Raw genomic sequence first — 26,766 nt, 5'->3', positions numbered from 1 at the left:
TTAGCCTGTCGAAGTAAACTTTTTAATAATCTAAACTAAATTCAAATCTTATGAAATCATTTGTAGAGTATTCCTCCAATTCGGACTTTTCAATACACAATATTCCGTTCGGAGTAGCAGTTTTTAATAAAGAATATATCGGATGTTGCACAAGAATCGGAGATCAGATTGTTGATCTTGCGACGTTGTACGACCTTAGTTATTTTGAAGACATTGACGGATTAGAAGACAATGTTTTTGAAGCTTATACCCTAAACGAATTTATTGAACTGGGAAAACCTGTAACTAATGCGGTTCGTATTAAACTTCAGGAATTATTACTGGAAGGTTCTATCTTGTCTAAAGATCAGAAAACCATTGAAGACGCATTCTATGATTTGGATAAAGTAAAAATGATGATGCCAGTTCACATTCCGAACTACACCGATTTTTACAGCAGCATTGAGCATGCTACCAACGTTGGAAAAATGTTCCGTGATCCTGCCAATGCATTATTGCCTAACTGGAAACATTTACCTGTAGGATATCATGGGAGAGCTTCATCAATTGTGGTTTCAGGAACGGATATTAACCGTCCAAAAGGTCAGACAAAACCTGCTGATGCAGACAAACCAGTTTTTGGACCATCAAAACAATTGGATTTTGAATTAGAAATGGCTTTCATCATCAATAAGAATACAGACATGGGTGAAAGTATCTCTACAAAAGAAGCGGAAGACGCTATTTTTGGGATGATTATTTTCAACGACTGGTCTGCGAGAGACATTCAAGCTTGGGAATATGTTCCACTAGGACCATTCTTAGCTAAAAATTTTGGTTCATCAGCATCACCGTGGGTCGTAACATTGGAAGCTTTAGAGCCGTTCAGAACAGCTTCTCCTACTCAGGATCCTGAAGTTTTAGACTATTTAAAATTTGAAGGAGATAAAAATTACGATATCAATTTAGAGGTTTATTTACAGCCTGAAAACGGTGAAGAAAACCTGATCTCTGAAAGCAATTATAAATTCATGTATTGGAACATGACACAGCAATTGGCTCACCACACCGTAAATGGTTGTAACCTGGAAGTGGGTGATTTATATGCAAGTGGAACCATCTCAGGAAGCGATCCAAAATCTTTCGGTTCTATGCTTGAGTTGACATGGAGAGGGCAAAACCCAATCAAACTAAGCAACGGACAAGAAAGAAAGTTCATCGATGATAACGACACTGTAACCATGAAAGCATGGTCTGAAAAAGACGGTATCAGAGTTGGTTTCGGTGAAGTAAGTGGAAAAATTATTCCTACTAAATAATAAAATAATATTTAACCACAAAAGTCACAAAAGATTTTATGATTACACAATCTTATCTGACAGATTTAACATATAAGATAAATGGCGCCTGCATAGAAGTTCATAAAATTCTTGGCGCAGGCTTATTAGAAAGTGTTTATCATAAATGTTTGGAAGAAGAATTTAGATTGAGAAATATCAATTTTAAATCTGAATTTAAAATTCCTGTAGTTTATAAAGGAAAAGAAATTAATTGTGATTTCTTTTGTGATTTTTTGGTTGAAGATTTAATTGTTGTTGAATTGAAAGCAGTTTCTATATTAAATGAAATTCATCGAGCACAACTTCTGAATTATATTAATTTGATGAAAAAGCCTAAAGGAATTTTAGTAAATTTTAATGTGAAAAATTTATACAATGACGGGCAAGAAACTTTTGTAAATAAATATTACGATATGCTTTTTTGATCTTAAAAGAATTAAGGCTCTTCATCTTAGACTAATTATCTTTTGTGTCTTTTGTGGTTCAAAATCTCATCAATACATAAGCTTTCAAACTTAAAATATTTTCTTAAAAAAAATAAATTTTTGCCCTTTTCTTGGTCAAAACAAAAAATATGAAAACAGTAATCCCATCCGAATTATCTTCCGTACAACTACAAACCATTATGCAGACAGCCGTTTCACCACGACCAATTGCTTTGGCTTCAACGGTAGATAAAGACGGTAATCATAATTTATCTCCATTCAGTTTTTTTAATATGTTCAGTACGGTTCCTCCGATATTGATTTTTTCACCCTCAAGAAGAGTTCGTGACAATACCACAAAACACACGTTGGAAAACGTTCTGGAAGTTCCGGAGGTGGTTATCGGGACCGTAAATTTTCCGATTGTTCAGCAAATTTCTTTAGCTTCTACAGAATATGGTGATGGAGTAAATGAATTCATCAAATCTGGCTTAACCATGAAAGACGCGGATTTTGTTCAACCTAAATTAATTGAAGAATGTCCTGTTAATTTTGAATGTAAAGTTTTAGAAATAAAATCTTTGGGAGATCAAGGTGGCGCAGGAAATCTCGTGATTTGTGAGGTTCAGAAAATCCACATCAGAGAAGAATACCTGAATGAAGAAGGAAATTTAGACCAGAAAAAACTTGATATGGTGGCTCGTCTCGGTGGAAACTGGTATTCGAGAAATAATGAAAATAATCTTTTTGAAGTTCCAAAACCGTTGGTCACAAAAGGAATTGGCTTTGATATTCTCCCTGATGCCATTAAACATAGCAAAATATTCACAGGAAACGATCTGGGAATGCTTGCCAATGTTGAGGTTTTACCTTCTGAAAATTGTCATGCAGACGAAAATATTCATCAAGAAGCTCAAAAATTATTATTGGAAAATAACATCGAAGAAGCCTGGAAAATATTAGTGGTTTAAGCAATGCTATATGAAAAACTCTATTCTTTTATTTCTTGCTATTTTCACCTTACAATCATGCGCTTATTATCCTGTAAAAAAAGATTATGGAATTTATAGTAAGTCGCTGGTCTTTTCCAAAGGTCAAAAATGGTTGATCAATAGAATTTATACAGATGTAGATTCTCATCATAGAGAAATGATGGAACAAGATGTTTTAAAATTTTTCAATACAATGAGCGATTCTAAAGCCTATACGCTCAATATGGCTAAATCTGAAAATATCATATTAAACAGAATTCCTTTTGAGCCTGAAATTGAAGATTTAGAAACACTAAAAAGCAGTACAGATTTTAATTTTCTGGTTAACATTTCAACCATAAAAGTTCGAAAAGACCTGGATACCGAACTTGGTCAACAGACAGAATATAAAAAGAATGAAACTTTCGCGATCATGGAAGTTTACGACATCCAAACCATGAAGAAAATATATTCTTTTAAAGCATCTTCTGAGTTTTCTGTTGAGAAAGGAGAAAAAGCAACTATTTTCACTCCCACCAGTGAGATGATGACGATGAAAAATTTCAGACAATTACTGAAATCTATAAAAAAGAATGCCGTGAAAAGCTAAAATTAAGAACTTAATGGTTCAATACAATAAAAGGAGTTAAAATTTTTCACTCCTTTCTTTATTCATTTACAATCTTATCGTTGATAAATTGAATACATTTTTCAACAACCGTATTCAATTCTTTAGGCAAATTATTGTCTTCCCAAGGCTCTTTGGATCCAAACGTGTGATTGGCATTTTCAATTAAAAACAATTCAGAATTTGGGTTTAAAATATGGAGATGTTCCGCACTTTTCACACTTACGCTTTCATCATTGGTTCCGTGAATAACTAAAACATGGGCCTTTGCCATTTCTGTAGCTCTTTCTACATCAAAACGATGTTCATCTTTTTGGAAATCTTCATAGAATTGGTAATAATGAGGCATTTCTTGCTTTGTTCGTCCGTTCAATACATAATAAACGCCTTTCGTTTTCCAGTTTTCTAATGCTTCATCTTTCGGGAAACGTTCTAATGTATCTACACTCGCCAACGTGATCAATCCGTTAATTCTTTCATCTTCAAAAGTCTTAATAATAGAAATCCCTCCTCCTCTGCTATGACCAATCAATATTATTTTCTGATCATCCACATTCGGATGTTTAACAAAATGATCAATCACCACGCTCAAATCGGAAAGCTCTTTAGAATAATTATTATTTCCAAAAGCCTCAAGATCTGCAAAGTTATGAGGATCTTCAACCGTTGTTCCGTTGTGAGAAAAATTAAATGTAACAAAGAAAAATCCGGCTTCTGCAAACTTTTCAGCCATCAAACTCCAAGCTCCCCAATCTTTGTAACCTTTGTAGCCATGAACAAAAATAACCAATGGTAATTTCTCCTTAGTCTCCGGATAATAGGCATCAGCAAGAAAGTTTTTATTTTCCTGATTTACAACCTCTACGTTGCTATTTTTTATCAATTTCATAAAATAATATCATTTTATTTAAAACCCACTCAATAATGAGTTATATTCGTATTCCATATTCTAAACGAAATATATGAAAAAACAACTACTTTTTTTATCTTTAATTCTCTTTTCTTTTACGTTCGGCCAAATCACAAAAAATGTTTTTTTTGTAGGAAACAGCTATACGTACACCAATAATTTACCGGAATTAATAAAAATGATTGCTGCTTCTACGGGAGATACATTTAACCATCAAAGTTATACCCCTGGCGGCTCCACCCTTAAACAACACTCTACAAATCCAACCGTGCTCTCAACCATTGATCAGGGAAACTGGGATTATGTTGTGCTTCAGGAGCAAAGTCAGATTCCTTCTTTTCCGAACACCTACATTCAAAGTGAAATGCTTCCCTATGCTGCTCAACTTGCAACTCGCGTGAAAAATTCTAATGCATGTGGAAATCCTATATTTTTTATGACATGGGGATATAAAAATGGAGATACGGGAAACTGCCAAGGGAGTTCTCCAAACTGTACCTATCAGGGAATGGATGATTTAATCTACAGCCGCTATATGGCTATGGCTCAAGCTAACGAAAGCCTGACCTCACCAGTTGGAAAAGTATGGCGAACAATTATACAGCAAAATCCGTCTATGGAACTGTACTCGAGTGATGGATCACATCCTAGCTATTTAGGTTCCATGGCTGCAGCATATACATTCTATACCATACTGTTTAAAAAAGATCCCACCTTGGCTTCGTTCAACGGAACGCTTACGCCTGCAGAATCACAGATCCTGAAAAACACCGTGAAAAATATTGTTTTTAATCAATTAGATACTTGGTTTATCCCTGCTAATGATGTTGCCAGTAGATTCAGCTATCAGAATAATAATACAAATTCGTTTCAATTTACAAATCAGACCCAGAATGCCACTACTTTTTTATGGAGTTTCGGTGATGGAAATACGTCTGCATTAGAACATCCAACACATACGTATGCAGCAGCAGGCTCTTATCAGGTAAGTCTTACCACCAATGCGTGTGGACTGAATTCCACAAAAACGAAAACAATTAATTTTAATAATTTAAACACGGAAGAAAATTCTGTTAGTCCTGTAAAGATCTATCCCAATCCTACAGAAGATCTTATTACAATTACCACTCCCAAAAAAATGTCTATTCTGTCGTTCACCGATGCAAGTGGAAGATTCATTGATTACCATCTTGAAACAACTTCATCCGGTTATACAATCTCTTTACGTCACCTTACGCAGGGTATTTACCTACTAAAATATAGCATCGAACAAAAAGAATTTACTAAAAAAATTATCAAAAAATAACCTTATTTTTGCGTCATGTTGGATTTAAGAACAGTAACTGTAATGCGTTATATTCTGCCACTTCGCGAAGGAGGTTCTCTTCCGGCTTTGGCAGAAGCTGATGATGATTTTAAATATGTCCTGAAATTCCGTGGCGCAGGTCATGGGGTAAAGATGTTGATCTCAGAACTCTTGGGAGGGAAAATTACCGAAGCTTTAGGGCTGCAAATTCCTGAATTGGTTTTTGTGAATCTTGATGTTGATTTTGGACGAACGGAAGCGGATGAAGAAATTCAGGATCTGTTGAAGTTTTCAGAAGGATTGAATTTAGGATTGCATTACCTTTCCGAATCCATTGCTTATGATCCTAGCGTAAAAATTGATCCTCTTTTGGCTTCAAAAATAGTTTGGCTGGATGCTTTTATCACCAATATAGACCGTACTTTTAGAAATACCAATCTTTTGATGTGGCATAAAGAATTATGGGTTATTGATAACGGGGCTTCTTTCTATTTTCACCATTCATGGCAGAATTTTGATACTGCTGCAAAAACACCTTTCAAATATGTGAAAGACCACGTATTGCTTCCACAGGCGAAAATGCTTGATGAAGCTGACACTTTTGCTAAGGAAGTTTTAAATGATACTGTTTTCAGAGAAATCGTTAACTTGATTCCTGAAGACTGGTTGCATTGGAATGACGCCGATGAAACGCCGGAAGAAATTCGTGAGATCTATTTCAACTTTTTGAAAACACGATTAGAAAATTCTCAAATCTTTATAAACGAAGCGAAAAATGCAAGAGGATAAAATATACGAATACGCCGTAATACGCTTGGTGCCAAAGGTTGAAAGAGAAGAGTTTTTCAACATCGGACTTGCTTTATTTTCAAAAAAAGAAAAGTTTATCCGAATGGAATATTATCTATGTCCGGATAAATTTAAACTGATGCACAGCAAACTGGATTATGAAGATCTCATTCAAAATCTGGAAAGTTTCAAAAAAATAGCACACGGTGATAAAGATGGAGGACCAATCGCTCAATTAGAAATTCCTGAACGTTTCCGTTGGTTAACAGCCGTGAGAAGTTCTGTTGTACAAACATCAAGACCTCATCCTGGAAAATCTAAAGACTTAGAAAAGACTTTTGGTAAACTTTTTGAGGAATTAGTAAAATAGTCAACTCTCTCAAAAAATATCCTATGAAATCATCATCGAACAGCATATCAATCTACAGGTTTTCAATAAACCTGTTTTTTGTTTTATTTTTAAGTTTACCTACGTTAGGATTTTCTCAGTTTGTATTTGAACCCAAAACCGGGAAAAGTACTTTGTTATCTGAAAAGACTAAAGTTTTCGAAAACATCATCTACAAAACCAATGAAAAGGGAAATTCCATGGCGTTGGATATCTATACTCCAAAAGATACCTCAACAGAGAAACTTCCTGTCGTTATCTATGTCTACGGAGGTGGTTGGGTAAAAGGAGATAAAACCATACGCTCTGAAACCTATATTGAAGATATGTTTCTAAAGCTGGTTGAAAAGAAATATGCCGTCATTGCTATTAATTATACATTACTCGACAAAGATATTCACTTTCCTCTTCCTCTTCAGGACACCAAAGATGCCGTAAGATGGGTAAGAAAAAATGCAGAAAAGTATAATTTCGACACCAATAATATTGGATTTTTTGGAACCTCCTCAGGTGCTCATCTTTCTATGTTGGCTGCTTATAGCCAAGATAATGAATTCGTCGGAAGTCCTGAGCTTTCAAATTATTCTGCGAAAGTAAACTATGTTGTTGATAATTATGGACCGGCTGATCTTAATACCCTTTTGCATACCCGCATCGGCAAAGTTCCGGTATATTTTATTGGATTGATATTTTCAGATAAAATCGTGACTTTAAGAGAAAATCTGATTGATGGAATTTCCGGATATGATATTAAAAAAGACAAAAGAAAAGTAGTAGAAAATTTCAAAACCCTATCTCCTGTAAGTTACGCTGACACTGCCGTTCCTACTTTAATTGTACAAGGTGATAAAGATAAAGTAGTCCCATTACAACAATCTAAAAAGCTAAGCAGAAAGCTGAAAAAAGCCAACGTTCAGAATTCTTTGATCATTGTAAAAGATGGCATCCATGGGTTTGGAACAACTGATAAAACATACGTCCACCAAATAAATGATGAAATGGTGGATTTTATTGTTTCGCAAAAGAAAGCTAATTAATTTTCTAACTCTTCATACAACTGGCTTCCCCAAAACTGGATATCTCTTTCGGCTAAATTTGAATTAAAAAATAATTCCTTGACTTCCTCTATAATTTTATGAACCGCATTGATATCTGTGGTTCTTATTCTTGTTTCGTGATTTTCCTTTACTCCACTTCCTGTAAAATTAAGGGAACCTAAATACGCAATTTCATCGTCTATAACGTAGATTTTACTGTGGATAAAAGTTTTGTTGAAAGAATTGCCATTATTAGGCGAAACAAAAACCTTGAAAGGAAATAACTGCTTATAGGTGTAGTGATACACTTTGGTGTTTTTAATTTTTTTGACCACTTGATCTCTCGCAAAAAACATTAAAATAACAACAATAAAACCCAATGCGTATTTCAAATCTTTTAGAAGATATAGTAACGGAAATAAGACAATCGCCAGTCCGATCATTGCAAAAAGTAGAGTTCCTGATAAACTCTCCAAATTATCTCTTTTTTCTTTTGCTTCTTCGTCAATGTGTTTATTTTGAATGATGAGCTTATGAATATTCTTTTCATATCCATAGAAATCTTCAATCTCATCACTTGTAATAAGCTTAATGTTGATTCCTTTGGAATGAAGAGTAATCAATTCTTTAATTAAAAAAGGAGAAAGATAGGGAGATACAATCTTTACATTTTTTTTCGCATTCCTAATATCCTGCATCAGCTTTGCGCCAGCACCCTTCCCCATGTAGATATCACATACCGCATTGTTATAAAAAGTTCCCATTCTTAGTAAAAATTTATATTTTTCATTATTTGTTGTGTTGTTTTTAATGGTCAGCAAAAATAGTTCAACTTTCAATATTTTAGCCCTTTAAAATGAAATCTTTTTTGATCAATAAAAAACGGATTCCCATAAAGGAACCCGTTCAAATAATAATAGACAGTTAAAGAAATATTTAAAAATTGAAATTAAGTCTTGAGAATAAGTATCTTCCATTCTGCCCAAACTGTGACGTAGAACGGGAATAGATAAATTGGTCGTTATTAGAAGAAACCGGAAGGTTTTTCGTTGGATAAATATCAAATAAATTGTTTACCCCCACCGTAAGTCCTACATTTTTTGTAAACTGATACACCACAGAAACATCTGTAATGATCTTGGCGGTAATTTGCTGGTGTTCATTCGGACCCACAATTCCATCTCCATTAGCATCTACAATATCAGCTCCGGTTACTTTTCCGAAGTATGTATTTCGTAAGTAAAAAGTAGCATTTTTCCAAGATAGATTGTGTGACAAACTAGCCTTCACACGAGGAACCGATTCTTCTAAATACACTCTTGATTTTTCTGAAAAGAACGTGTTTTCTAATCCTAAACTTTCCAACTTCGGTGAGGTATGAGTGCTTCCCACTTTACGTGTTTCATTTAAATTCATCGCAAAGTTATTATCTAATTTAAAATCAGAGAATTTAGCTTTATGCGTTATTACCACATCCAAGCCTTTCGTTTCTGTATCAATAGAATTCGCAAAAAACTGAGCACCGTTTACGCCTAAAGCATTTACCAACGGCCCGGTGAATTGATCTGTTAATACAATTCTATTATCAATTCTTGTGAAATATCCATCTGCCGTAAATGTTAGATTAGCGGCAGGAACTTTATAGGTAAACCCTACACTTCCGGACTTAGAAGTCTCCTGTTTCAATTTTGGAATTCCAAAACGTTCTGCAATTTCAGAATCATTGCTGAAAGTTCCCACTTCCATAAGTTGTCCGTTTGTATATAAGGTAGACGTTACATTATAATATATCTGATGAATTGAGGGAGCCCTAAAGCCTGTAGATCCTGCAAATCTCAAGTTAAAGTTTTTATCTAATTTAACTCTGGAAGCTAATTTATAATTAAAAGTAGAACCAAAATCAGAATAGTTTTCATATCTCGCTGCAGCATCTACCAACAACCAATCTGTAAAGTTGAATTCAACATCTGCATATCCCGCAACTGACTGTCGGTTTTTATCCACCGCATTTTCAGGTCTGAAACCTCCAAAAACCTGCGAACCTCCTGCTAAAACATTTCCGAAGAAATCTGTCGGTCTTTGAGTGGTATTATTCCAAACATTTCCATTCACATCATACGTTGCATAGGAAGCTTCTTCTCCCGCTGTGATCTTGAAGTTTTCATATCGGTGTTCTGCTCCGAAAGCAATATTAATTCCGCTCCAGACATCATATTTTTTAGAGAAATCTAAATTAATGGTATTCTGAGAAAACCTTAACCCACCTGCGCTAAATTCATTAGGAGAAGCAAATCTCAACGATGTATTTCCTGTATTCTGAATGGTATAATCAAATGAGTTTTGTCCGAAAGTATTGCTAAAATCTATATTCCATCCTTCCCAGTTTCCTTTAATTCCCGCAGCCAATGAAAGATCCTGAATATTGGTCCCGATTTGTGGTAAATATCCGTTGGGATATAGTCCGGTAAAAGTTCTGCTTTGATTGGGTCTTCTGTAAAAACCTCCTGAAGTACCATGTCTATAGCTGTATCCTCCAAAAGTATACACTTTCCAATTGTCATTGATAGGAATTTCTATATTAGCAAAAAGCTGATTGTTAGTTAGTTTAGATTGCCCTACCTGCATGTTGAAATCTTTTCTATCCTGCCCTCTGTAGGCTAGTTCATTATTCGTTACATCAAAATTCAATAAAGATTGAAGACCTTGTTGGATAACATTTCCACTGGCGTCTTTTACATCTTGAATTGTATTTGCATTTTGTATTGCTGACTGCTGTGTTGCATTAAAATAGCTTACGCCCTGCGCATATTGATGGATAGAATTAACAATTTGCTGAGAGTTGGGTGTACTTCCAATGTTGGTAAAAAGAGAAGAAAGATTCACGCCATTATTCAATGCGCGTTGTTCTATCGCGTTATAAGCGTTGTAAATCGTTCCACTTTCTGTTCCCGCTCTGTATGTTGGATTTCTGAATTGTGAAGTCCACGTAATGTTATAAAAACCACCTTTTTTGCCAATTTTATTTCCGTAATTAAGATCGACCTGAATATTCTGCCCGTCAAAATCTCCGGTATGATCATTAGCTGTTGGCGTTAGATTACCTCCGTAACTTACCTGTCCGGTTAATTTTCCGGTATCTCTTTTAAGTTCTAAATTAATAACTCCTGCAATCGCATCCGAGCCATATTGAGCAGAAGCTCCGTCTCGTAACACTTCAATTCTGTTTAATGCAAACGATGGAATTGAGTTTAAATCTGTTCCTACGCTTCCTCTTCCCGGTGATCCGTTAACATTCACCAACGCTGAAGTATGTCTTCTTTTCCCATTCACCAAAACCAAGACCTGATCCGGACCAAGGCCTCTTAGCTGAGCAGGATCCAAATGGTCTGTTCCGTCTGCATTCGTTTGAATAGTAGACGTAAATGAGGGAGCCACTGCATTTAAAATCTGTGATATATTGGTTTGTGGAAGAATTACAGAAGATTCTTTAATATTAAATACATCTACAGGAACCGGACTGTCTACTTTAGACCTTGCCCCGCTTCTTGATCCTAAAATTACCACTTCTTCTACCTCCGCTGTCTTCACGGTATCTTTTTGTTGCGCGTATGTATAGGTTCCTAAAAAAAATAGAACCGAAGCTGAAAAGATTGTCGTTTTATTTTTCATACACTTTCTGAAATAATTGATTAATGATTCATGTTTTTTAGAGGAGCAAATGTAAAACATATTTATTAGTCTACAAAATCAGTAGACTTAAAATTACAAAAAAATATTACATCATTAAAATCATCAATATATTTTAAAGTTAAACATCATTAATTTATCACTTTTTTAACAATAATCATCTTTCTATATCATGAAATTTATTCAATCCTAAATTCTACATAAAGAAGGCTTCAAATCTATAAAACATTGACTCTTAAACCACAATAACTTATTATATTTACTCTTAAATACACATCATATGATAAAATTAAACTTGCTTGAAGAAACTCGTTTTGAAAAATTACCTGTTCGTGTTTTCGAAAATCCAACAATTGCATCCATTACTATCGCACATCGGATTGCAGATATAATAAAGAAAAAACAGTCAGAAAATACTTTTGCAGTACTAGGTTTAGCTACCGGCGTTACTCCAATTGCAGTTTATAACGAGCTCGTAAGACTCCATCAAGAAGAAGGTTTAAGTTTTAAAAATGTGATCACTTTTAATCTTGATGAATATTATCCCATGCAGCCTAATGCATCACAGAGCTATGTCACCTTTATGAATGAAAATCTTTTCGACCATATTGATATTGAAAAAAGCAACATTCATATTCCGGATGGTACATTAGCACTTGAAGACATTCCTGATTTCTGCTTACAATATGAAAAAAGAATAGCAGATTGGGGCGGGTTAGACATCCAAATCCTAGGAATTGGCCGAACCGGACATATTGGTTTTAATGAACCTGGCTCTGCTCCCAATTCGGGGACTCGCTTGGTCACACTCGACGATCTTACCCGCAGAGATGCCGCAAAAGATTTCGGTGGAAAAAGTTTTGTTCCAACAAAGGCAATCACGATGGGAATTGGAACTATTTTCAAAGCTAAAGAAATTATTTTGATGGCTTGGAGCCGTAAAAAAGCTTCCATTATTAAAAAAGCTATCGAAGGAAATATTTCCGGAAAAGTTCCTGCGACCTATCTTCAGTTATCCAACAATGTAGAGTTTATTCTGGATCAACCTGCAGCTTCAGAGCTTACCCGATTTGATACTCCCTGGCAAGTAAAAGACTGTATCTGGACAGATGAATTGATCCACAAAGCAGTAATCTGGTTAGCCAATATTTTACAAAAACCTATATTAAAATTAACTGAAGAAGATTACAACAACAATGGAATGGCCCAGCTAGCCACCGAAAAAGGACCTGTTTACAATATCAACATTCATATCTTTAATAAATTACAACATACCATTACAGGCTGGCCCGGTGGAAAACCCAATGCTGATGATTCTCAACGCCCCGAAAGAGCTAAACCTTCCCAAAAGCGGGTGGTCATTTTCTCACCACATCCCGATGATGATGTTATCTCGATGGGTGGAACATTTATGCGGCTGGTAGATCAAAAACATGATGTTCATGTTGCCTATCAAACTTCCGGAAACACCGCTGTTTGGGATGATGATGCATTACGTTTTATGGAGTTTAATGTTGATTTTAACGAAAAAATGGGGATAGACAGTACAAAACTAAAAGAACTGTATCAAAATATGCGCTCATTTATTGATCAGAAAAAGCCCAATCAGATAGATACTCCTGAGATACAAACCACTAAAGGGCTGATTAGAAAGGGTGAGGCAATTTCTGCGGCTCGTTATTGTGGTTTAAATGATGATCATATTCATTTTCAGTCGCTTCCTTTTTATGAAAGTGGAAAAACTAAAAAAAATCCGGTGACCGATTTGGATATCGAATTAACCATACAACTACTTCAAGAAGTACAACCTCATCAGGTTTTCGCCGCCGGAGATTTCGAAGATCCCCACGGAACGCATATTGTCTGTTTCAATATTATTTTAAAAGCATTAGAACACTTACGGAAAACCGAAAAATGGGCAAAAGATTGTTGGCTATGGATGTATCGTGGAGCATGGCATGAATTTGCAACGCATGAAATAGAAATGGCTGTTCCCATCAGTCCAAAAGAATTGGAAAGAAAAAAACATGCTATTTTCAAGCATCAAAGTCAGAAAGACCGGGCTGTTTTTCCTGGAGATGATCAACGTGAATTCTGGCAGCGTGCCGAAGATCGTAATCGGGAAACGGCAAAAGCATATGATGATTTAGGACTGGCAGAATATGAAGCTATGGAAGCTTTTGTGAGATGGAAGTTTGAGGATTGATTCTTTCTCCTAAAGTTTATTCTTGGGGTTTATTAAAAAAAATCCTTGTCAAGGTTTAAACCCTGACAAGGATTACAGCATCAATATCGATGCACTATTTTTTAGATTGCTTCGTCGCTTCGCTCCTCGCAATGAATGACAATTATATTTTCGTAAGCTTAGCGTATTTTAAGATCAGGTTTTTCTCTCCTTCATGCATAAAAATCACTTTTGCTTTGATATTCTGCGGATCTGTACCGTCTAAGAAAGTAACTTGTCCGATTCCAAAACGGTCGTGTCTTACACTGTCTCCCACTTCAATATCCTGAGAAGAAGCCCCGCTTGGATTAATGATTTTAGCAGTACTTACAGGTTTCAATTTTCTTGGTTCAGCAATAGGTTTTGAGCCTTCTGCTTTTTCAATGGTCTTCTTTTCAACTCTTTTGAAACCTTTCATTTCAGAAGGATGCTCGTCAAAAATATTTGATTTTACCCCTGCATTATTAATAAATCGTTTTTCCAAAACAGGATTCACGAATTCTATAAATTCTTCATCAATTTCACTTAAGAATCTTGAAGGTTCAGCATCGGTAATTTTCCCCCATTGAAAACGAGAAACAGCATACGTGAAAAACACCTGCTTTTCAGCTCTCGTTAAGGCTACATAAAATAAACGTCTTTCTTCTTCCAGATCTTCTCTGGTTGTGGAACTCATAAAGCTCGGGAAAAGATTTTCTTCCAATCCTACCAAATGAACCACTGGAAACTCCAGTCCTTTTGAAAGGTGAATAGTCATTAAAGAAACCATTTCCTCTTCATCATCTTTCTTTTGAGTATCCGCCGAAAGAGCAATGTTTTCAAGGAAATTCGGTAAACTTGGATCTCCGTCTTCTAACTGCATTTGCTCTTCAATGAACCCCTGCATAGAGTTCATTAATTCCTGAACGTTTTCTACACGGGAAATTCCTTCCGGAGTCTGATCGTCTTTTAAAAATTTAATCAAACCGCTTCGTTTCGCAACTTCCATTGCTACATTGTAAGCTGTTTCCGTTTTTAATAATACTTTAAATGCTTTGATCATTGACCAGAAATCATTCAATTTAGTTAAAACTCCATTGTTAAAGCCTAACTGTGGAGCATAGGCTGGTAAATTATCTAAAACATTAGACACAGGAACATTCTGATTATCTGCAAAAACAATCAGCTTATTCTGAGTGGTTTCTCCAATTCCTCTTGTTGGATAATTGATGATTCTCATTAATGCTTCAGAGTCACTTTCATTAACCAAAAGTCTTAGGTAACCAATCAAATCCTTAACCTCCTTTCTTTGGTAGAAAGATAAACCTCCATACACTTTGTACGGAATATTTTTACGTCTCAACGCATCTTCAAAAGCACGCGTCTGAGAGTTTGTTCTGTATAAAATAGCGAAATCACTGTATTTTCTCTGATCTCTGTTTCTTAGCTCCCAGATATTTCCGGCAACATAATTCGCTTCATCAGCATCAGAAAGTGAACGGTAGACCTTAATTTTATCTCCTTCTTCGTTTTCACTGAAAACGTTTTTCTTAAACTGTTGCAAGTTTTTAGCAATCACAACATTCGCAGCATTCACAATGGTCTGTGTAGAACGGTAATTTTGTTCCAAAGAAACCGTTACTGCATCTGTATAATCTTTTTTGAAGTTTAAGATATTGTAAATATTCGCACCACGAAAAGAGTAGATAGACTGAGCGTCATCCCCTACCACACAAATGTTTTCAAATTTTGAAGCCAATGCTTTTACGATAAGGTATTGAGAGTGGTTTGTATCCTGGTACTCATCCACCAAGATATATCTGAATCGATCCTGATATTTGGCTAAAACTTCGGGAAAACGAGTCAATAATTCATTAGTTTTTAACAATAAATCATCAAAATCCATTGCACCGTTTTTGAAACACTGCTCAACATATTTTTGATAGATTTGTCCGATGAATCTCATGTTTGCTTTTTCATCAGCCTCAATTAATTCAGGATTATTGAAATATGCTTTTACCGTAATCAGGTTGTTTTTATAAGTAGAAATTCTTGACTGAACTTTTTTAGGTTTATACAGATCAGCATCTACATTCATGTCTTTGATCACTTTTCTGATCACATTTAAAGCATCTTGCTGATCATAAATGGTAAAATTGGAAGGATACCCTAAATAATGCCCTTCACTTCTCAGAATTCTCGCAAAAACAGAGTGAAAAGTTCCCATCCAAAGACTTCTTGCATTGCTTTGTCCAACCACTTTTGCAATACGCTCCTTCATTTCTTTTGCCGCCTTATTGGTAAAGGTAAGCGCCAGAATATTGAAAGGGTCTACTCCATTCGTAATCAAATGGGCAATACGCATCGTCAGTACACGTGTTTTTCCGGAACCCGCTCCTGCAAGCACCATCAGAGGTCCTTGTAAGGTGGTAACAGCTTCATATTGTGATTCATTGAGTCCTTTCAGATAATCCATACTGCAAAAAATTTTGGGAACACAAAATTAGTGTATTATATGGAGAATTCAAATTTTTGGATGATCATCTGTATCTATGAAATAAAATCAATATCTCACTCAAAAAAATAGTGATTTATTTGTAACAATTCCAGTATTTCCCCCACTAATTATCAAAACAATTTCTATTTTATGAAAAAACGACTTCTTTCTGTTGCTGCAGTGGCATTCTTCGGAATGGCTTTAAATGCACAACAAATTAAATTCGAAGAGTATGACCTACCAAATGGCCTTCACGTAATTCTTCATCAGGATAATTCGGCGCCGGTAGTTACAACAGGGGTAATGTACCATGTAGGTGCAAAAGATGAAGTGAAAGGAAGAACAGGTTTTGCTCACTTTTTTGAGCATCTTTTATTTGAAGGTACCCCAAACATCAAAAGAGGTGAATGGTTTAAAATAGTATCTTCAAACGGAGGTCAAAACAATGCCAACACAACAAACGACAGAACTTATTATTACGAAACTTTCCCTTCAAATAACGAACAATTGGGTCTTTGGATGGAGTCTGAAAGATTGCGTCATGCTGTGATTAACCAAGTTGGGGTAGATACTCAGAGAGAGGTTGTAAAAGAAGAAAAAAGATTAAGAATGGATAACCAACCTTATGGAAATCTATTCTCAACAGTACAGAAAAATCTATTTACCAATCACCCATACAACTGGCCAACGATTGGGTCTATGGAAGATCTGAATTCGGCTAAACTAGAAGAATTCCAGGCATTCTATAAAAAATATTATGTTCCAAACAATGCTACTTTGGTAGTTGCGGGAGATATTAAACCGGAGCAGACTAAAAAATGGATCCAAGAATATTACGGAGCAATTCCTAAAGGAACTATTTATCCTAAAAACTATCCAAAAGATGCTCCTATCACTCAGGAAAAAGAAGTTACGGCTACAGATCCTAACATCCAGCTTCCTGCTTATATTTTTGCTTACAGAACTCCAGCTAACAAAGAAAAAGATGCTTATATCTTAGATATGCTTTCTTCTTATTTAAGCAGCGGAAAATCTTCAGTGTTATACAAAAAATTAGTAGATCAGGATAAAAAAGCACTTCAGGTGCAGGCTTTCAACCAAGGTCTTGAAGATTATGGAATTTTTGCATTTTTTGCCATCCCAATGGGACAAACGACTAAGCAAACATTACAGACAGACATCGATGCTGAGATCAAAAAACTTCAAACGACTTTAATTTCTCAGGAAGATTACCAAAAACTTCAAAACCAATTTGAGAATCAGTTTGTAAATCAAAATTCGAGCATTCAGGGAATTGCTGCTTCATTGGCAACAAACCACGTTTTGATGGGAGATACCAACTTAATTAACAAAGAAATAGACATCTACAGAGGGATCACAAGAGAAGATCTGCAGAATGCTGCTAAAAAGTATCTTAACCCTAACCAAAGAGTAGTTATTAATTACGTTCCTGAAAAAAAATAATTTTTAAATAGACATAAGATATTAGATTCCAGAGATCAGATGAATCAATCTGTCAGACCTTAGAAATAATATCAATTGTTTAAAAGAAAAATTATTAAAAATTAAATTTTTACAAATGAAAAAGCAATTAACATATATAGCCGTAGCATTTTTATTCACAGGAATGCTTTCTGCCCAAAAAATAGATATTAATGCAATGCCGAAACCGGGACCTACTCCTGCGATCAACATTGCTAAGCCAAAAACTTTCCAATTAAGCAACGGACTTACCGTAATGGTGGTTGAAAACAACAAACTACCAAGAGTAAGCGCTAACCTTTCTATGGACAGACCTCCTTATTACGAAGGAAATGTAACCGGAGTAAGCGGGATTATGGCAGAACAGTTCGAAAACGGAACAACCAACTTTAGCAAAGATGAATTCAACAAAAAAGTTGATTTCTTAGGGGCAAACCTTAGCTTCTCTTCAAATGGAGCTTTTGCTAATTCTCTTTCAAAATATTTCCCTGAAGTCTTGGGTTTAATGGCTGATGCGATTATCAATCCTAAATTCTCTGCTGAAGAAATTCAAAATTCTAAAGAAAGAGCTATTGAAGGTTTGAAGTCTGATGAGAAAAACGCTTCTTCTATTGCAAACAGAGTTTCTAACGCTTTGATGTATGGAAAAAATACGGCAAGAGGTGAATTTGAAACCGTTGAATCAATCAACAAAATTCAATTAGCTGACGTCCAGAATGTGTATAAAAAATATTATGCTCCAGACAACGCTTACTTGGTTATTGTTGGAGATGTAAAATTTGATCAGGTAAAACCGTTGATCGAAAAAGCTTTCAACAGCTGGAAAAAAGCAAATACTACTTTTGCTCCTTTAGAACCAGCTTCTAACGTGGCAAAAACAGAGATCAACGTTGTTGATGTTCCTTCTGCTGTACAATCTGTTGTTTCGGTAAGCAATCTGAACAATTTAAAAATGAAAGACGCAAACTACTTCCCAGCAACGATGGCTAACTACATCTTAGGTGGCGGTGGTGAAGCAAGGCTTTTCATGAATCTTCGTGAGAAAAACGGATTTACCTACGGAGCGTATTCAAGCATGACGGCAAGCAAATACTCTCCTGAGTTTTCTGCAGAATCAAGTGTAAGAAACGAGGTTACAGATAAAGCGGTTAAAGAATTCATGAATGAACTTAACGCAATCTCAACTGTAAAACCAGAAGAATTAGAAAATGCTAAAGCTAAATTGAAAGGTTCTTTCATTATGTCTTTAGAGAAGCCTGAAACGATTGCAAGATTTGCTTTGAACCAAAAAGTACAGGATCTTCCTTCTGATTTTTATACTAATTATTTAAAGTCAATTGATAAAGTAACTTCTGCAGATATTACCAATGCTGTAAAAGCTACCATCTTGCCCAACCAAAGCAGAATTTTCATTGCCGGTAAAGCTTCTGATATTTCTGAAGGATTGGAAAAATTAGGTTACCCAGTTAAATATTTTGACAAAGATGCTAATCCTGTTGCAAAACCAGCTGCTCAGAAAGTAGATGCCAGCGTAACAATAGGATCTGTTGCTGATAAGTACATCAATGCGATCGGTGGTTTAGCAGCTGTGCAAAAAGTAAATTACATCAGTACTGATGCTACTACCAAAGTTCAGGGAATGGATATGAGCATGAAAATGATCCAAGGAAAAGGTGGAAAAATGGCAATGGACATGAAAATGATGGGTAACACCATTCAGAAAATTGTTTTTGACGGTAAAGACGGTTACATGGAAGCTCAAGGAAAGAAAGCTCCACTTAGCGACAAGCAAAAAGTGGATATGGCAAAAGACACTGAACTTTTCCCGGAACTTACTTTTGCAAAGTCTGCTGATCACAAACTAGCAGGAATCGAAAAATACAACAACGAAGATTCTTATGTCGTAAAAGGTCCAAAAGACACGTATTACTACAGTGTAAAAACAGGGTTGAAAACGGGTGAAGTAAAAGCTGGCGAAGGAGGTTCTATCCCAACAAGCTATGCAGATTACAAAGAGGTTTCCGGTGTGAAATTCCCTTTTACAATCATTCAAAATATGGGAGGTATGGATATTAATTTAGCGGTACAATCTTACCAAATTAATCAGGCGAAGGATTCTGATTTTAAATAAGAACACCCTAATTCATATAAAAAACGGCAACAATTGTTGCCGTTTTTATTTTTATTACCATTTACTTCTATCTTTTTTTTGCCATTCAGTAAAAAAAGATTAAATTTGCCCATTCAAAAAGATATCAAATTCATGGATACTATATTTATTTTATTGATGGTTCTCACTATGATTGCTAGTGTTTTATTAGTAATCGTTGTTATGGCTCAGAACCCAAAAGGTGGAGGTCTTTCAAGTACATTCGGAGGTGCATCTTCTGCACAGTTCGGTGTACAAAGAACCAATGACTTCATGGAAAAAGCAACATGGAGCTTAGGAGCAATTATTATCGCTCTTATTCTTATCAGCGTTGTAATTACAGGAAAGCCAACACAAGCGGCTCCCGCTCAACAGTCAATTAAGAAAGAAACGCCTGCACAATCTGCTCCGGCTTCTAAAACAGCTACTCCGGCTAACGCTCCTGCAGCACCGGCTAAATAAGCAAATAATATTTCACATATAGAAATAGCTCTCATATCGAGAGCTATTTTTTTATTTATTTGTAGTACTTATTCTTATCTGTAGGTATTCCAATACTCATCCTGGTTTTGAATGAACAAGCATTCTATAAAAGAATCCAAAGACATCATATACAACGTTTTTTCATCCAAAAGCTCGAAATCTGTTTTAAAAAAATCTTGGTCTAATTGAATGTTATCCCGATCGAGAACCCATATATTTTTAGAATTATAAAAAGGATAATTTTTAATATCTGTATTCGTGGTTATCAACTTTCTTCCTGAAGCCAATACTTCAAAAGTTCTGATGGTTAAACCATATTGAAAAGGTTTATTAATATCCAGAACAGACCTTGATTTTTGATAATAATCGATGATTTGCTGATGACTCAATTTTTCGAAGCTTAATTTATTATTATCAAACTTTTTTAGATTTTTATCAATTAGCTTTTTAATTCTAAACGCAATCTTTCCCATCGCATAATAGTAAAAGAAAGTTTTTAATTGAAGACTTTCTGCCTTAGCTTTTACCTGCTCTCCTACAATATACCGATCTGTATGGGCACTTCCGATAAATACAATATCATATTCAGGAGCCTTAGAATTTTGATGTAAACTTTTATATTCATCTAAATAAAACAGCGGTCTGAAATTCAGTCCATAGGTAATCGAATCATCATATTCAAATGTAATCTTCTTGTCAAAATATTTAAGATTGGAGATCAGATTTGGGTATTCCTTTAGAGGATCAAAATTATAATAAATCATTTCCATATCAGGATTCAATTCTCTAATTTTTTCAAGAAAAAAAACAGGAATCGCCTCGCCTTTTATTAATAGAAAATAATCGTATTTCTTATGTTGAATCTCGCTTACAATATCATTATAATATTTTGTAATCTGAGATTGATACAGTTTTTTATTTAATCGAATTATCCCTTTTGAGAAATTAGAATTTGAAGGTCTTTCATCATAAAAATCAACCTCAGCACCTATTTCAGTCAATCTTTTTGCAATAGCTCTCTCATATTTGAAAAAGCTTACCGATAGAAAAAGTATTTTTTTGTCTTTTAAACCAATCATTTTAAAAGTCCTTTAACCTTCATTTCTTCCAACGACTCTTTGAATTTTATATCCTGAATATTCTGTTGCAATACCCAAGTGGTAAACCTCAACATTCCTTCTTCGAAAGAAATCTTTGGTTGGAAATTTAGCTTTGATTTAATTTTACTGATATCCGCAAAGTTATGTCTGATGTCTCCCAAACGAAATTGCCCCGAAACATTAATATCAAAATCTTTATTGTAAAATTTTCGTAGGTTTTCAGCAACCGCAGTTACAGCCGTAGAAACTCCTGTTCCCACATTAAAAATTTCGCCATTAGCCTCATCACTTTCAATACATTTTATCGTTGCTTCCACCGCATCATCTACATGGATGAAATCTCTTGATTCTTTACCGTCTTCAAAAACATTAATATCATTTCCGTTCAGAATTTGTGATGAAAAGATGGATAAAATTCCGGTATATGGATTTAACAAAGACTGGCCTTCACCATACACATTCTGAAATCTTAATGAAACAGGTTCAATTCCAATAGCAGCGCAGGTTGTCATTACCATTTGCTCCTGATTCTGTTTTGTGATTCCGTAAATAGATGTGGGATGAATTTTTGATTCTTCATCCGTTGGAAGAGCTTCTAAAACTTGTCCGTCCGAATATTTCACTTCAAAATCTCCGCTCTTCATTTCTTCCACTTTCCTTGGCTTTGGATACACCAATCCTAGCTTTGGATGAAGATATTTTCCTTCGCCATAAATAGCTCTGGAAGAAGCAATAATGACTTTCTTAACATGATGGGGTTTATTAACCAAAATATCCAGCATTTTTGCTGTTCCTGAAACATTTACTTCCGTATATTTTTCGATCTGGTACATTGATTGTCCGGTACCTGTTTCAGCTGCCAAATGGACAATTACTTCCTGATCTTCAATCGCATTTTCCCAGTCTTCACGATTGGTAACATCTCCTTTAATAAAGTTGATCTTATTCAAAATACTCTTATACAAAGGCGAATCTACCGTTGGATCTTCTCCATGAATCTGCGATGAAAGATTATCCAACACCGTTACTTCATATCCTTTTTTTGTAAGCTCTAATGATAGCTTACTTCCTATAAAACCAGCTCCACCTGTGATAAGTATTTTCATTATGAATTCGTAAAATCTTTATTTTTTTGTTTTGCTGTTATAATAAAACTGCCTGCCCAGCAAAAGTAAGTATTTTGCTCTGTAAAAAAGCCTAAATACCATATATTGGATGAATGATATCTTTTTTAATTTATTCATTTCATACAGATTTTTACTGAATCCCTTCCTCATCTCAGACAGATTTGCAGACAATCCTGAAACGCCAAAAGACCTTTCTCCTTTTCCTACAATAACTAAACTTTGATCCAGAATATACATTTTATTCTTCAAAGACACTTTCATCCAATAATTTACATCTTCTGCATATCTTTGATTATCGTCAAAGTACCCAGTATTTTCAAGGATTATTCTTTTAAACAGTACCGTTGAAGGCTGTGCTTCATTTCTTACAAGGAGCTTATTGAATGTTATTTCGGCAAGATTATTATTAGGCTTATAAGGATAAAGAATTTTATTATTATTTCTCGCCGTAGCCAAAAAATCAATATCAATCGACCTATTTTTAAAATAACTCATTTGAATTTCTATTTTTCGGGGAATCCATTCGTCATCTGCGTCCAACAAAGCAATATACTCTCCTTTTGAAATTTTCAACCCCGTATTTCTAGCTTTAGAAACTCCGCCATTCATTTGAGTAATCAATTGAATATTCATTATTGGATTTTCTGCAATATATTTTTCAACAACTGTTTGACTACTATCTGTAGAACCATCATTAACAATGATTATTTCAAACTCTTTTTGGGGAAAAGTTTGTTGTTTTACAGAATCCAGAGCAAAAGATATTGACTGTTCTGCATTATACATGGGGATTATTACGGAGATCATTGTAAATTAATTGAGAAATAATTATTAACTCCCTTCATTATAAGGTAACCTATTGATAATTGATCTTCCCAAAGAAATTTCATCAGCATATTCCAACTCATCACCTACTGAAATTCCTCTTGCAATGCTTGAAAAATTTACATTAAAAGCTTTGAATTTTTTATAAATATAATACGCTGTTGTATCACCTTCCATTGTGGCACTTAATGCAAAAATAAATTCCTTCACCTGTCCTCCATTAAGTTTTTTTTCAATACTCGAAATATTCAACTGGTTGGGCCCAACTCCTTCCATTGGAGAGATTTTCCCACCTAAGATCAAATATTTTCCTGTATATTTTCCTGTATTTTCAATGGCAATAACATCACGAACATCTTCTACAATACAAATAACTTCGTCATTGCGTTTATGATTACTGCAAATTTCACAAATTTCAAAATCAGAGAAATTATGACATTCTTTACAGTATTTTATTTCGTTAACCAGGTTAATCAGAGAATTTCCTAAAGTTACCGCTCTAGAATTGGGTTGCTTCAATAAATGCAATGCTAAACGTAAAGCTGTTTTCCTTCCAATCCCAGGTAATCCAGAGATTTCATCCACTGCTTTTGCCAAAACTTTACTCGGGTAATCCATACCTACAAAAATAATACAAAAAGATGATTTTCCGTAGTTTTACGGGGGCTAAATCCCAAGATAGTTCCAATAAAAAAATTATCTTTGGAACTTACTATTAATTTGAGAAAAATATAAACTGAATGGTACTTAATAACCTAAATTATCCACTGGATTTTAAATTTAAAATCACCACATTAGCCAGTGACTTCAATATTACGGACAAAAATGGAAACTATGTAGCCTACGTTCGCCAAAAAATGTTTAAATTGAAAGAGGATGTTGTTGTCTTTAATGATGAAAGTAAATCAAAAGAACTTTTCAGAATTCAGGCGAATAAATGGATTGATTTTAACTCTTCTTATTCATTAAATGATCTTATCGACAAGAAAAACTACGGAAGATTGGCTAGAAAAGGAATGCGTTCTATTTGGAAATCTACTTACAACATTCTAGATGCGAATGATCAGCCAAAATTTACGGTAACAGAAGATAATGCATGGACAAAATTTTTCGACGGAATGGTAAGTGAGATCCCAATTATTGGTATGTTTACAGGATATTTCCTTAATCCGGCTTACACAGTAAAAGATATTGACGGAAAGGAATATTTTAAACTAAAAAAAATGCCTTCGTTTTTTGGAAGAAGATTTCAGCTTGACAGAATGATTGATATTGATGACGAAGACGAAAGTTTAGTTGTTCTGTCATTATTAATGATGGTTCTTCTTGAAAGAGCCCGAGGATAAATAAAATAAACCACAAACAATGAAGTACCTAATTATTTTCTTTTCAGCGTTCTTATTGGTCGCTTGTAAAAAAGACAAAGAAACAATTTCAAATTCAGGAGCTAAAGATTCTCTGAATATAATTCAGGATTCTGCAAAGGCAAACGCTTCTTCAGGAAAAATATTAGTTGAGAACTTTCCTTTTCCAAAAGAGATTAAAGAATGCTCGTGCTATTTTGCCAGAAACAAAGCAGATTTTGAAGCAGAGAAATATATTTATGCGGATGATGCAGGAAAAACTGCCTATATGAAGCTGGATGGTAAAAGATTAGCAATGAATCTTATCTCGTCAAGCGACATGGAAGCCGATGAAGAATTGAGTAAAGAAATTGAAATTGACAATTACAAAATCTCTGTAAAAGGTAAAAAAATAAAAGGGGAAGAAGCTTTGCTATTCCAAGGTATATTGACCATTGAAAAACCAGATGGCACTGTAGAAACATTGCCTATTTATGGTGAATGTGGATGCTAAACAACTTCTAGCTTTCAGCAAAAAAAATGCTTCCAGATTTACGGAAGCATTTTTTATTTCGTAATTTTGATAAAAATAAAATTTCATGGAATTATCTAATATAGAACCACAAATAGTGTGGAAAAATTTCTCCAAACTTAATGCTGTTCCAAGACCTTCAAAAAAAGAAGAAAAAGTAATTGCTTTCATTAAAGGATTTGGTGAAGATCTAGGATTGGAAACTACGGTTGATGAAGTAGGAAATGTAATTATTAAAAAACCTGCCACTGCAGGAATGGAAAACCGCAAACCTATTGTGCTACAATCGCATTTGGATATGGTTTGTCAAAAAAATAATGATGTAAGTTTTGATTTCGAAACCGAAGGAATCAAAATGGAAATTGATGGAGATTGGGTAAAAGCAAAAGGAACAACTTTAGGAGCTGATAACGGTTTAGGAGTGGCTACTATTATGTCTATCCTAGAAAGTTCAGACATTCCTCATCCAGCGTTGGAAGCTCTTTTCACCATTGATGAAGAAACAGGAATGACGGGAGCAATTGGCCTGAAGCCCGGACAATTACAAGGAGAAATCTTATTAAACCTTGATACAGAAGAAGATGATGAAATTGACATCGGCTGCGCTGGTGGAATTGATGTTACAATTTCTCAAAATTATCAAACACAAGCTTCAAACGGGCAAGTTGTAAGAATTGAAGTTAAAGGGTTACAAGGCGGTCACTCCGGAATGGATATCCATAAAGGCTTCGGAAATGCAAACGTTATCTTAGGAAGACTACTTTATAATGGCTTAGCAAAAGAAAACATTCAATTAATCTCTGTTGACGGAGGCGGATTGAGAAATGCAATTCCAAGAGAAGCTTCTGCTATCGTATCTGTGAGAAATGCTCAGGAATTTATAGAAGCAGTAACCACAGGTCTTAAAAATGAAATTTTAGAAGAATTTGCAACAGTTGAACCTGCACTTCATATCAATATTGAAAATGCAACAAGTTCTGATAAAGCCATCTCAGAAGAAGATTCAAAGAAAATTATTTTAACTTTAAAAGCGCTTCACAACGGTGTTTACAGAATGAGTCCGGATGTTAAAGATTTGGTAGAGTCTTCAAACAACGTGGCAAGAGTTGAGCTAAAAGAAGGAGGATTAAAAATATTAAATCTTTCAAGATCATCAGTTGATTCTTCTAAAGATTCTGTAGCAGAGCAGTTAAAATCTGTAGCTGAATTAGCTGGAATGAATACTGAATTCAGTGGTTCTTATCCAGGATGGAAACCAAAACCAGGTTCTGAAATCGTTCAGTTAATGGAGAAAATCTACACTGATAAATTTAACGAAAAACCACACGTTGTAGCTTGTCATGCAGGCTTAGAATGTGGAATTATCGGAGCTAACTATCCAGAAATGGAAATGGTAAGTTTCGGACCAACGATCAGAGGAGCTCACTCTCCTGACGAAAAAGCAAACATCCCTTCTACCCAGAAGTTCTGGAGTTTCCTAAAAGATATTTTAGCGAATATTCCTCAGAAATAAAACAATACAATTGCTATATTGAATATCCAAAGTCGTTTGATTTTGGATATTT

General features: G+C 34.9%; 23 protein-coding genes. 15 read left to right on the top strand and 8 right to left on the bottom strand.

From position 1 onward, the window contains the following. Positions 1–50 precede the first annotated feature (50 nt). The 4 genes from fahA (at position 51) to AMQ68_RS13765 (ending at position 3,325) form a co-directional block, all read left to right on the top strand. Positions 51–1,298 carry a fumarylacetoacetase gene (gene fahA / locus AMQ68_RS13780; RefSeq protein ID WP_054511222.1) on the top strand — a complete coding sequence of 416 codons (1,248 nt, stop codon included), beginning with the start codon at positions 51–53 and terminating at the stop codon, positions 1,296–1,298. Between the two features lie 38 nt (positions 1,299–1,336). Beyond that, complete coding sequence (locus AMQ68_RS13775; RefSeq protein WP_054511221.1) at positions 1,337–1,744, top strand: GxxExxY protein; 408 nt, start codon at positions 1,337–1,339, stop codon at positions 1,742–1,744. Between the two features lie 149 nt (positions 1,745–1,893). After that, positions 1,894–2,715, top strand: coding sequence for a flavin reductase family protein (locus AMQ68_RS13770; protein WP_054511220.1), 822 nt, complete (start codon positions 1,894–1,896; stop codon positions 2,713–2,715). Between the two features lie 10 nt (positions 2,716–2,725). Continuing rightward, positions 2,726–3,325: a hypothetical protein gene (locus tag AMQ68_RS13765; protein ID WP_054511219.1), complete on the top strand. Its 600-nt coding sequence runs from the start codon at positions 2,726–2,728 to the stop codon at positions 3,323–3,325. Positions 3,326–3,383: 58 nt separating this feature from the next. Here AMQ68_RS13765 and AMQ68_RS13760 read toward each other — a convergent pair whose 3' ends face one another. Beyond that, positions 3,384–4,232 carry a S9 family peptidase gene (locus AMQ68_RS13760; protein ID WP_054511218.1) on the bottom strand — a complete coding sequence of 283 codons (849 nt, stop codon included), beginning with the start codon at positions 4,230–4,232 and terminating at the stop codon, positions 3,384–3,386. A gap of 73 nt (positions 4,233–4,305) precedes the next feature. On the opposite strand from AMQ68_RS13760, the gene AMQ68_RS13755 reads away from it, so the two are divergent. Genes AMQ68_RS13755 through AMQ68_RS13740 form a run of 4 tightly spaced genes read left to right on the top strand, consistent with a single transcriptional unit; the run spans position 4,306 to position 7,773 of the window. Further along, positions 4,306–5,559 carry a PKD domain-containing protein gene (locus AMQ68_RS13755; RefSeq protein ID WP_054511217.1) on the top strand — a complete coding sequence of 418 codons (1,254 nt, stop codon included), beginning with the start codon at positions 4,306–4,308 and terminating at the stop codon, positions 5,557–5,559. Positions 5,560–5,574: 15 nt separating this feature from the next. After that, the gene (locus AMQ68_RS13750; RefSeq protein ID WP_054511216.1) at positions 5,575–6,348 is read left to right on the top strand and encodes a HipA family kinase; all 774 of its coding nucleotides are present in this window, start codon (positions 5,575–5,577) and stop codon (positions 6,346–6,348) included. Next, complete coding sequence (locus AMQ68_RS13745; RefSeq protein WP_054511215.1) at positions 6,335–6,718, top strand: DUF3037 domain-containing protein; 384 nt, start codon at positions 6,335–6,337, stop codon at positions 6,716–6,718. Before AMQ68_RS13750 ends, AMQ68_RS13745 begins: the two co-directional genes overlap by 14 nt. Positions 6,719–6,741: 23 nt before the next feature. Continuing rightward, complete coding sequence (locus AMQ68_RS13740; protein ID WP_054511214.1) at positions 6,742–7,773, top strand: alpha/beta hydrolase; 1,032 nt, start codon at positions 6,742–6,744, stop codon at positions 7,771–7,773. On the opposite strand, the gene AMQ68_RS24955 is transcribed toward AMQ68_RS13740, so the two are convergent. Continuing rightward, complete coding sequence (locus AMQ68_RS24955) at positions 7,770–8,612, bottom strand: phospholipase D-like domain-containing protein (RefSeq protein WP_123905708.1); 843 nt, start codon at positions 8,610–8,612, stop codon at positions 7,770–7,772. The two genes, AMQ68_RS13740 and AMQ68_RS24955, sit on opposite strands and share 4 nt — an antisense overlap. A 97-nt stretch (positions 8,613–8,709) precedes the next feature. Further along, a complete protein-coding gene (locus AMQ68_RS13730; protein WP_054511397.1) occupies positions 8,710–11,442 on the bottom strand; it encodes a TonB-dependent siderophore receptor in 2,733 nt (910 codons plus the stop codon). Between the two features lie 298 nt (positions 11,443–11,740). Here AMQ68_RS13730 and nagB point away from each other — a divergent pair, with 298 nt between their 5' ends. After that, positions 11,741–13,666, top strand: coding sequence for a glucosamine-6-phosphate deaminase (gene nagB / locus AMQ68_RS13725; RefSeq protein WP_054511212.1), 1,926 nt, complete (start codon positions 11,741–11,743; stop codon positions 13,664–13,666). Positions 13,667–13,808: 142 nt separating this feature from the next. Here the strand turns inward: nagB and AMQ68_RS13720 are convergent, their stop codons facing one another. Further along, positions 13,809–16,139 (bottom strand): ATP-dependent helicase, encoded by a 2,331-nt coding sequence (locus tag AMQ68_RS13720; RefSeq protein ID WP_054511211.1) that lies wholly within the window; start codon positions 16,137–16,139, stop codon positions 13,809–13,811. Positions 16,140–16,310: 171 nt separating this feature from the next. On the opposite strand from AMQ68_RS13720, the gene AMQ68_RS13715 reads away from it, so the two are divergent. From AMQ68_RS13715 to secG, 3 genes are all read left to right on the top strand, one after another. Then, positions 16,311–17,624 (top strand): pitrilysin family protein, encoded by a 1,314-nt coding sequence (locus AMQ68_RS13715; protein WP_054511210.1) that lies wholly within the window; start codon positions 16,311–16,313, stop codon positions 17,622–17,624. 115 nt (positions 17,625–17,739) lie between these two features. Continuing rightward, a complete protein-coding gene (locus AMQ68_RS13710) occupies positions 17,740–19,773 on the top strand; it encodes a pitrilysin family protein (RefSeq protein ID WP_054511209.1) in 2,034 nt (677 codons plus the stop codon). Between the two features lie 132 nt (positions 19,774–19,905). Then, positions 19,906–20,253, top strand: a complete 348-nt coding sequence (gene secG / locus AMQ68_RS13705) for a preprotein translocase subunit SecG (RefSeq protein ID WP_054511396.1) — start codon at positions 19,906–19,908, stop codon at positions 20,251–20,253. Positions 20,254–20,327: 74 nt separating this feature from the next. Here secG and AMQ68_RS13700 read toward each other — a convergent pair whose 3' ends face one another. Genes AMQ68_RS13700 through recR form a run of 4 tightly spaced genes read right to left on the bottom strand, consistent with a single transcriptional unit; the run spans position 20,328 to position 23,944 of the window. Further along, positions 20,328–21,353, bottom strand: a complete 1,026-nt coding sequence (locus AMQ68_RS13700; protein ID WP_054511208.1) for a hypothetical protein — start codon at positions 21,351–21,353, stop codon at positions 20,328–20,330. Then, positions 21,350–22,480, bottom strand: a complete 1,131-nt coding sequence (locus tag AMQ68_RS13695; protein ID WP_054511207.1) for an NAD-dependent epimerase/dehydratase family protein — start codon at positions 22,478–22,480, stop codon at positions 21,350–21,352. Before AMQ68_RS13695 ends, AMQ68_RS13700 begins: the two co-directional genes overlap by 4 nt. An 18-nt stretch (positions 22,481–22,498) precedes the next feature. Continuing rightward, on the bottom strand, positions 22,499–23,308 hold the full coding sequence (locus AMQ68_RS13690) for a glycosyltransferase family A protein (protein WP_071254829.1): 810 nt from the start codon (positions 23,306–23,308) through the stop codon (positions 22,499–22,501). Between the two features lie 24 nt (positions 23,309–23,332). After that, a complete protein-coding gene (gene recR, locus AMQ68_RS13685; protein ID WP_054511205.1) occupies positions 23,333–23,944 on the bottom strand; it encodes a recombination mediator RecR in 612 nt (203 codons plus the stop codon). Positions 23,945–24,066: 122 nt separating this feature from the next. Here recR and AMQ68_RS13680 point away from each other — a divergent pair, with 122 nt between their 5' ends. The 3 genes from AMQ68_RS13680 (at position 24,067) to AMQ68_RS13670 (ending at position 26,714) form a co-directional block, all read left to right on the top strand. Continuing rightward, complete coding sequence (locus tag AMQ68_RS13680; protein WP_054511204.1) at positions 24,067–24,672, top strand: hypothetical protein; 606 nt, start codon at positions 24,067–24,069, stop codon at positions 24,670–24,672. A 19-nt stretch (positions 24,673–24,691) separates the two neighbouring features. Further along, positions 24,692–25,183, top strand: coding sequence for a hypothetical protein (locus AMQ68_RS13675; protein WP_054511203.1), 492 nt, complete (start codon positions 24,692–24,694; stop codon positions 25,181–25,183). Between the two features lie 85 nt (positions 25,184–25,268). Next, positions 25,269–26,714, top strand: coding sequence for an aminoacyl-histidine dipeptidase (locus tag AMQ68_RS13670; protein WP_054511202.1), 1,446 nt, complete (start codon positions 25,269–25,271; stop codon positions 26,712–26,714). Positions 26,715–26,766 lie beyond the last annotated feature (52 nt).

The organism is Chryseobacterium sp. ERMR1:04 (assembly GCF_001297705.1).
Lineage (GTDB): Bacteria > Bacteroidota > Bacteroidia > Flavobacteriales > Weeksellaceae > Chryseobacterium.
This window is presented reverse-complemented; position numbering and strand designations above follow the sequence as displayed.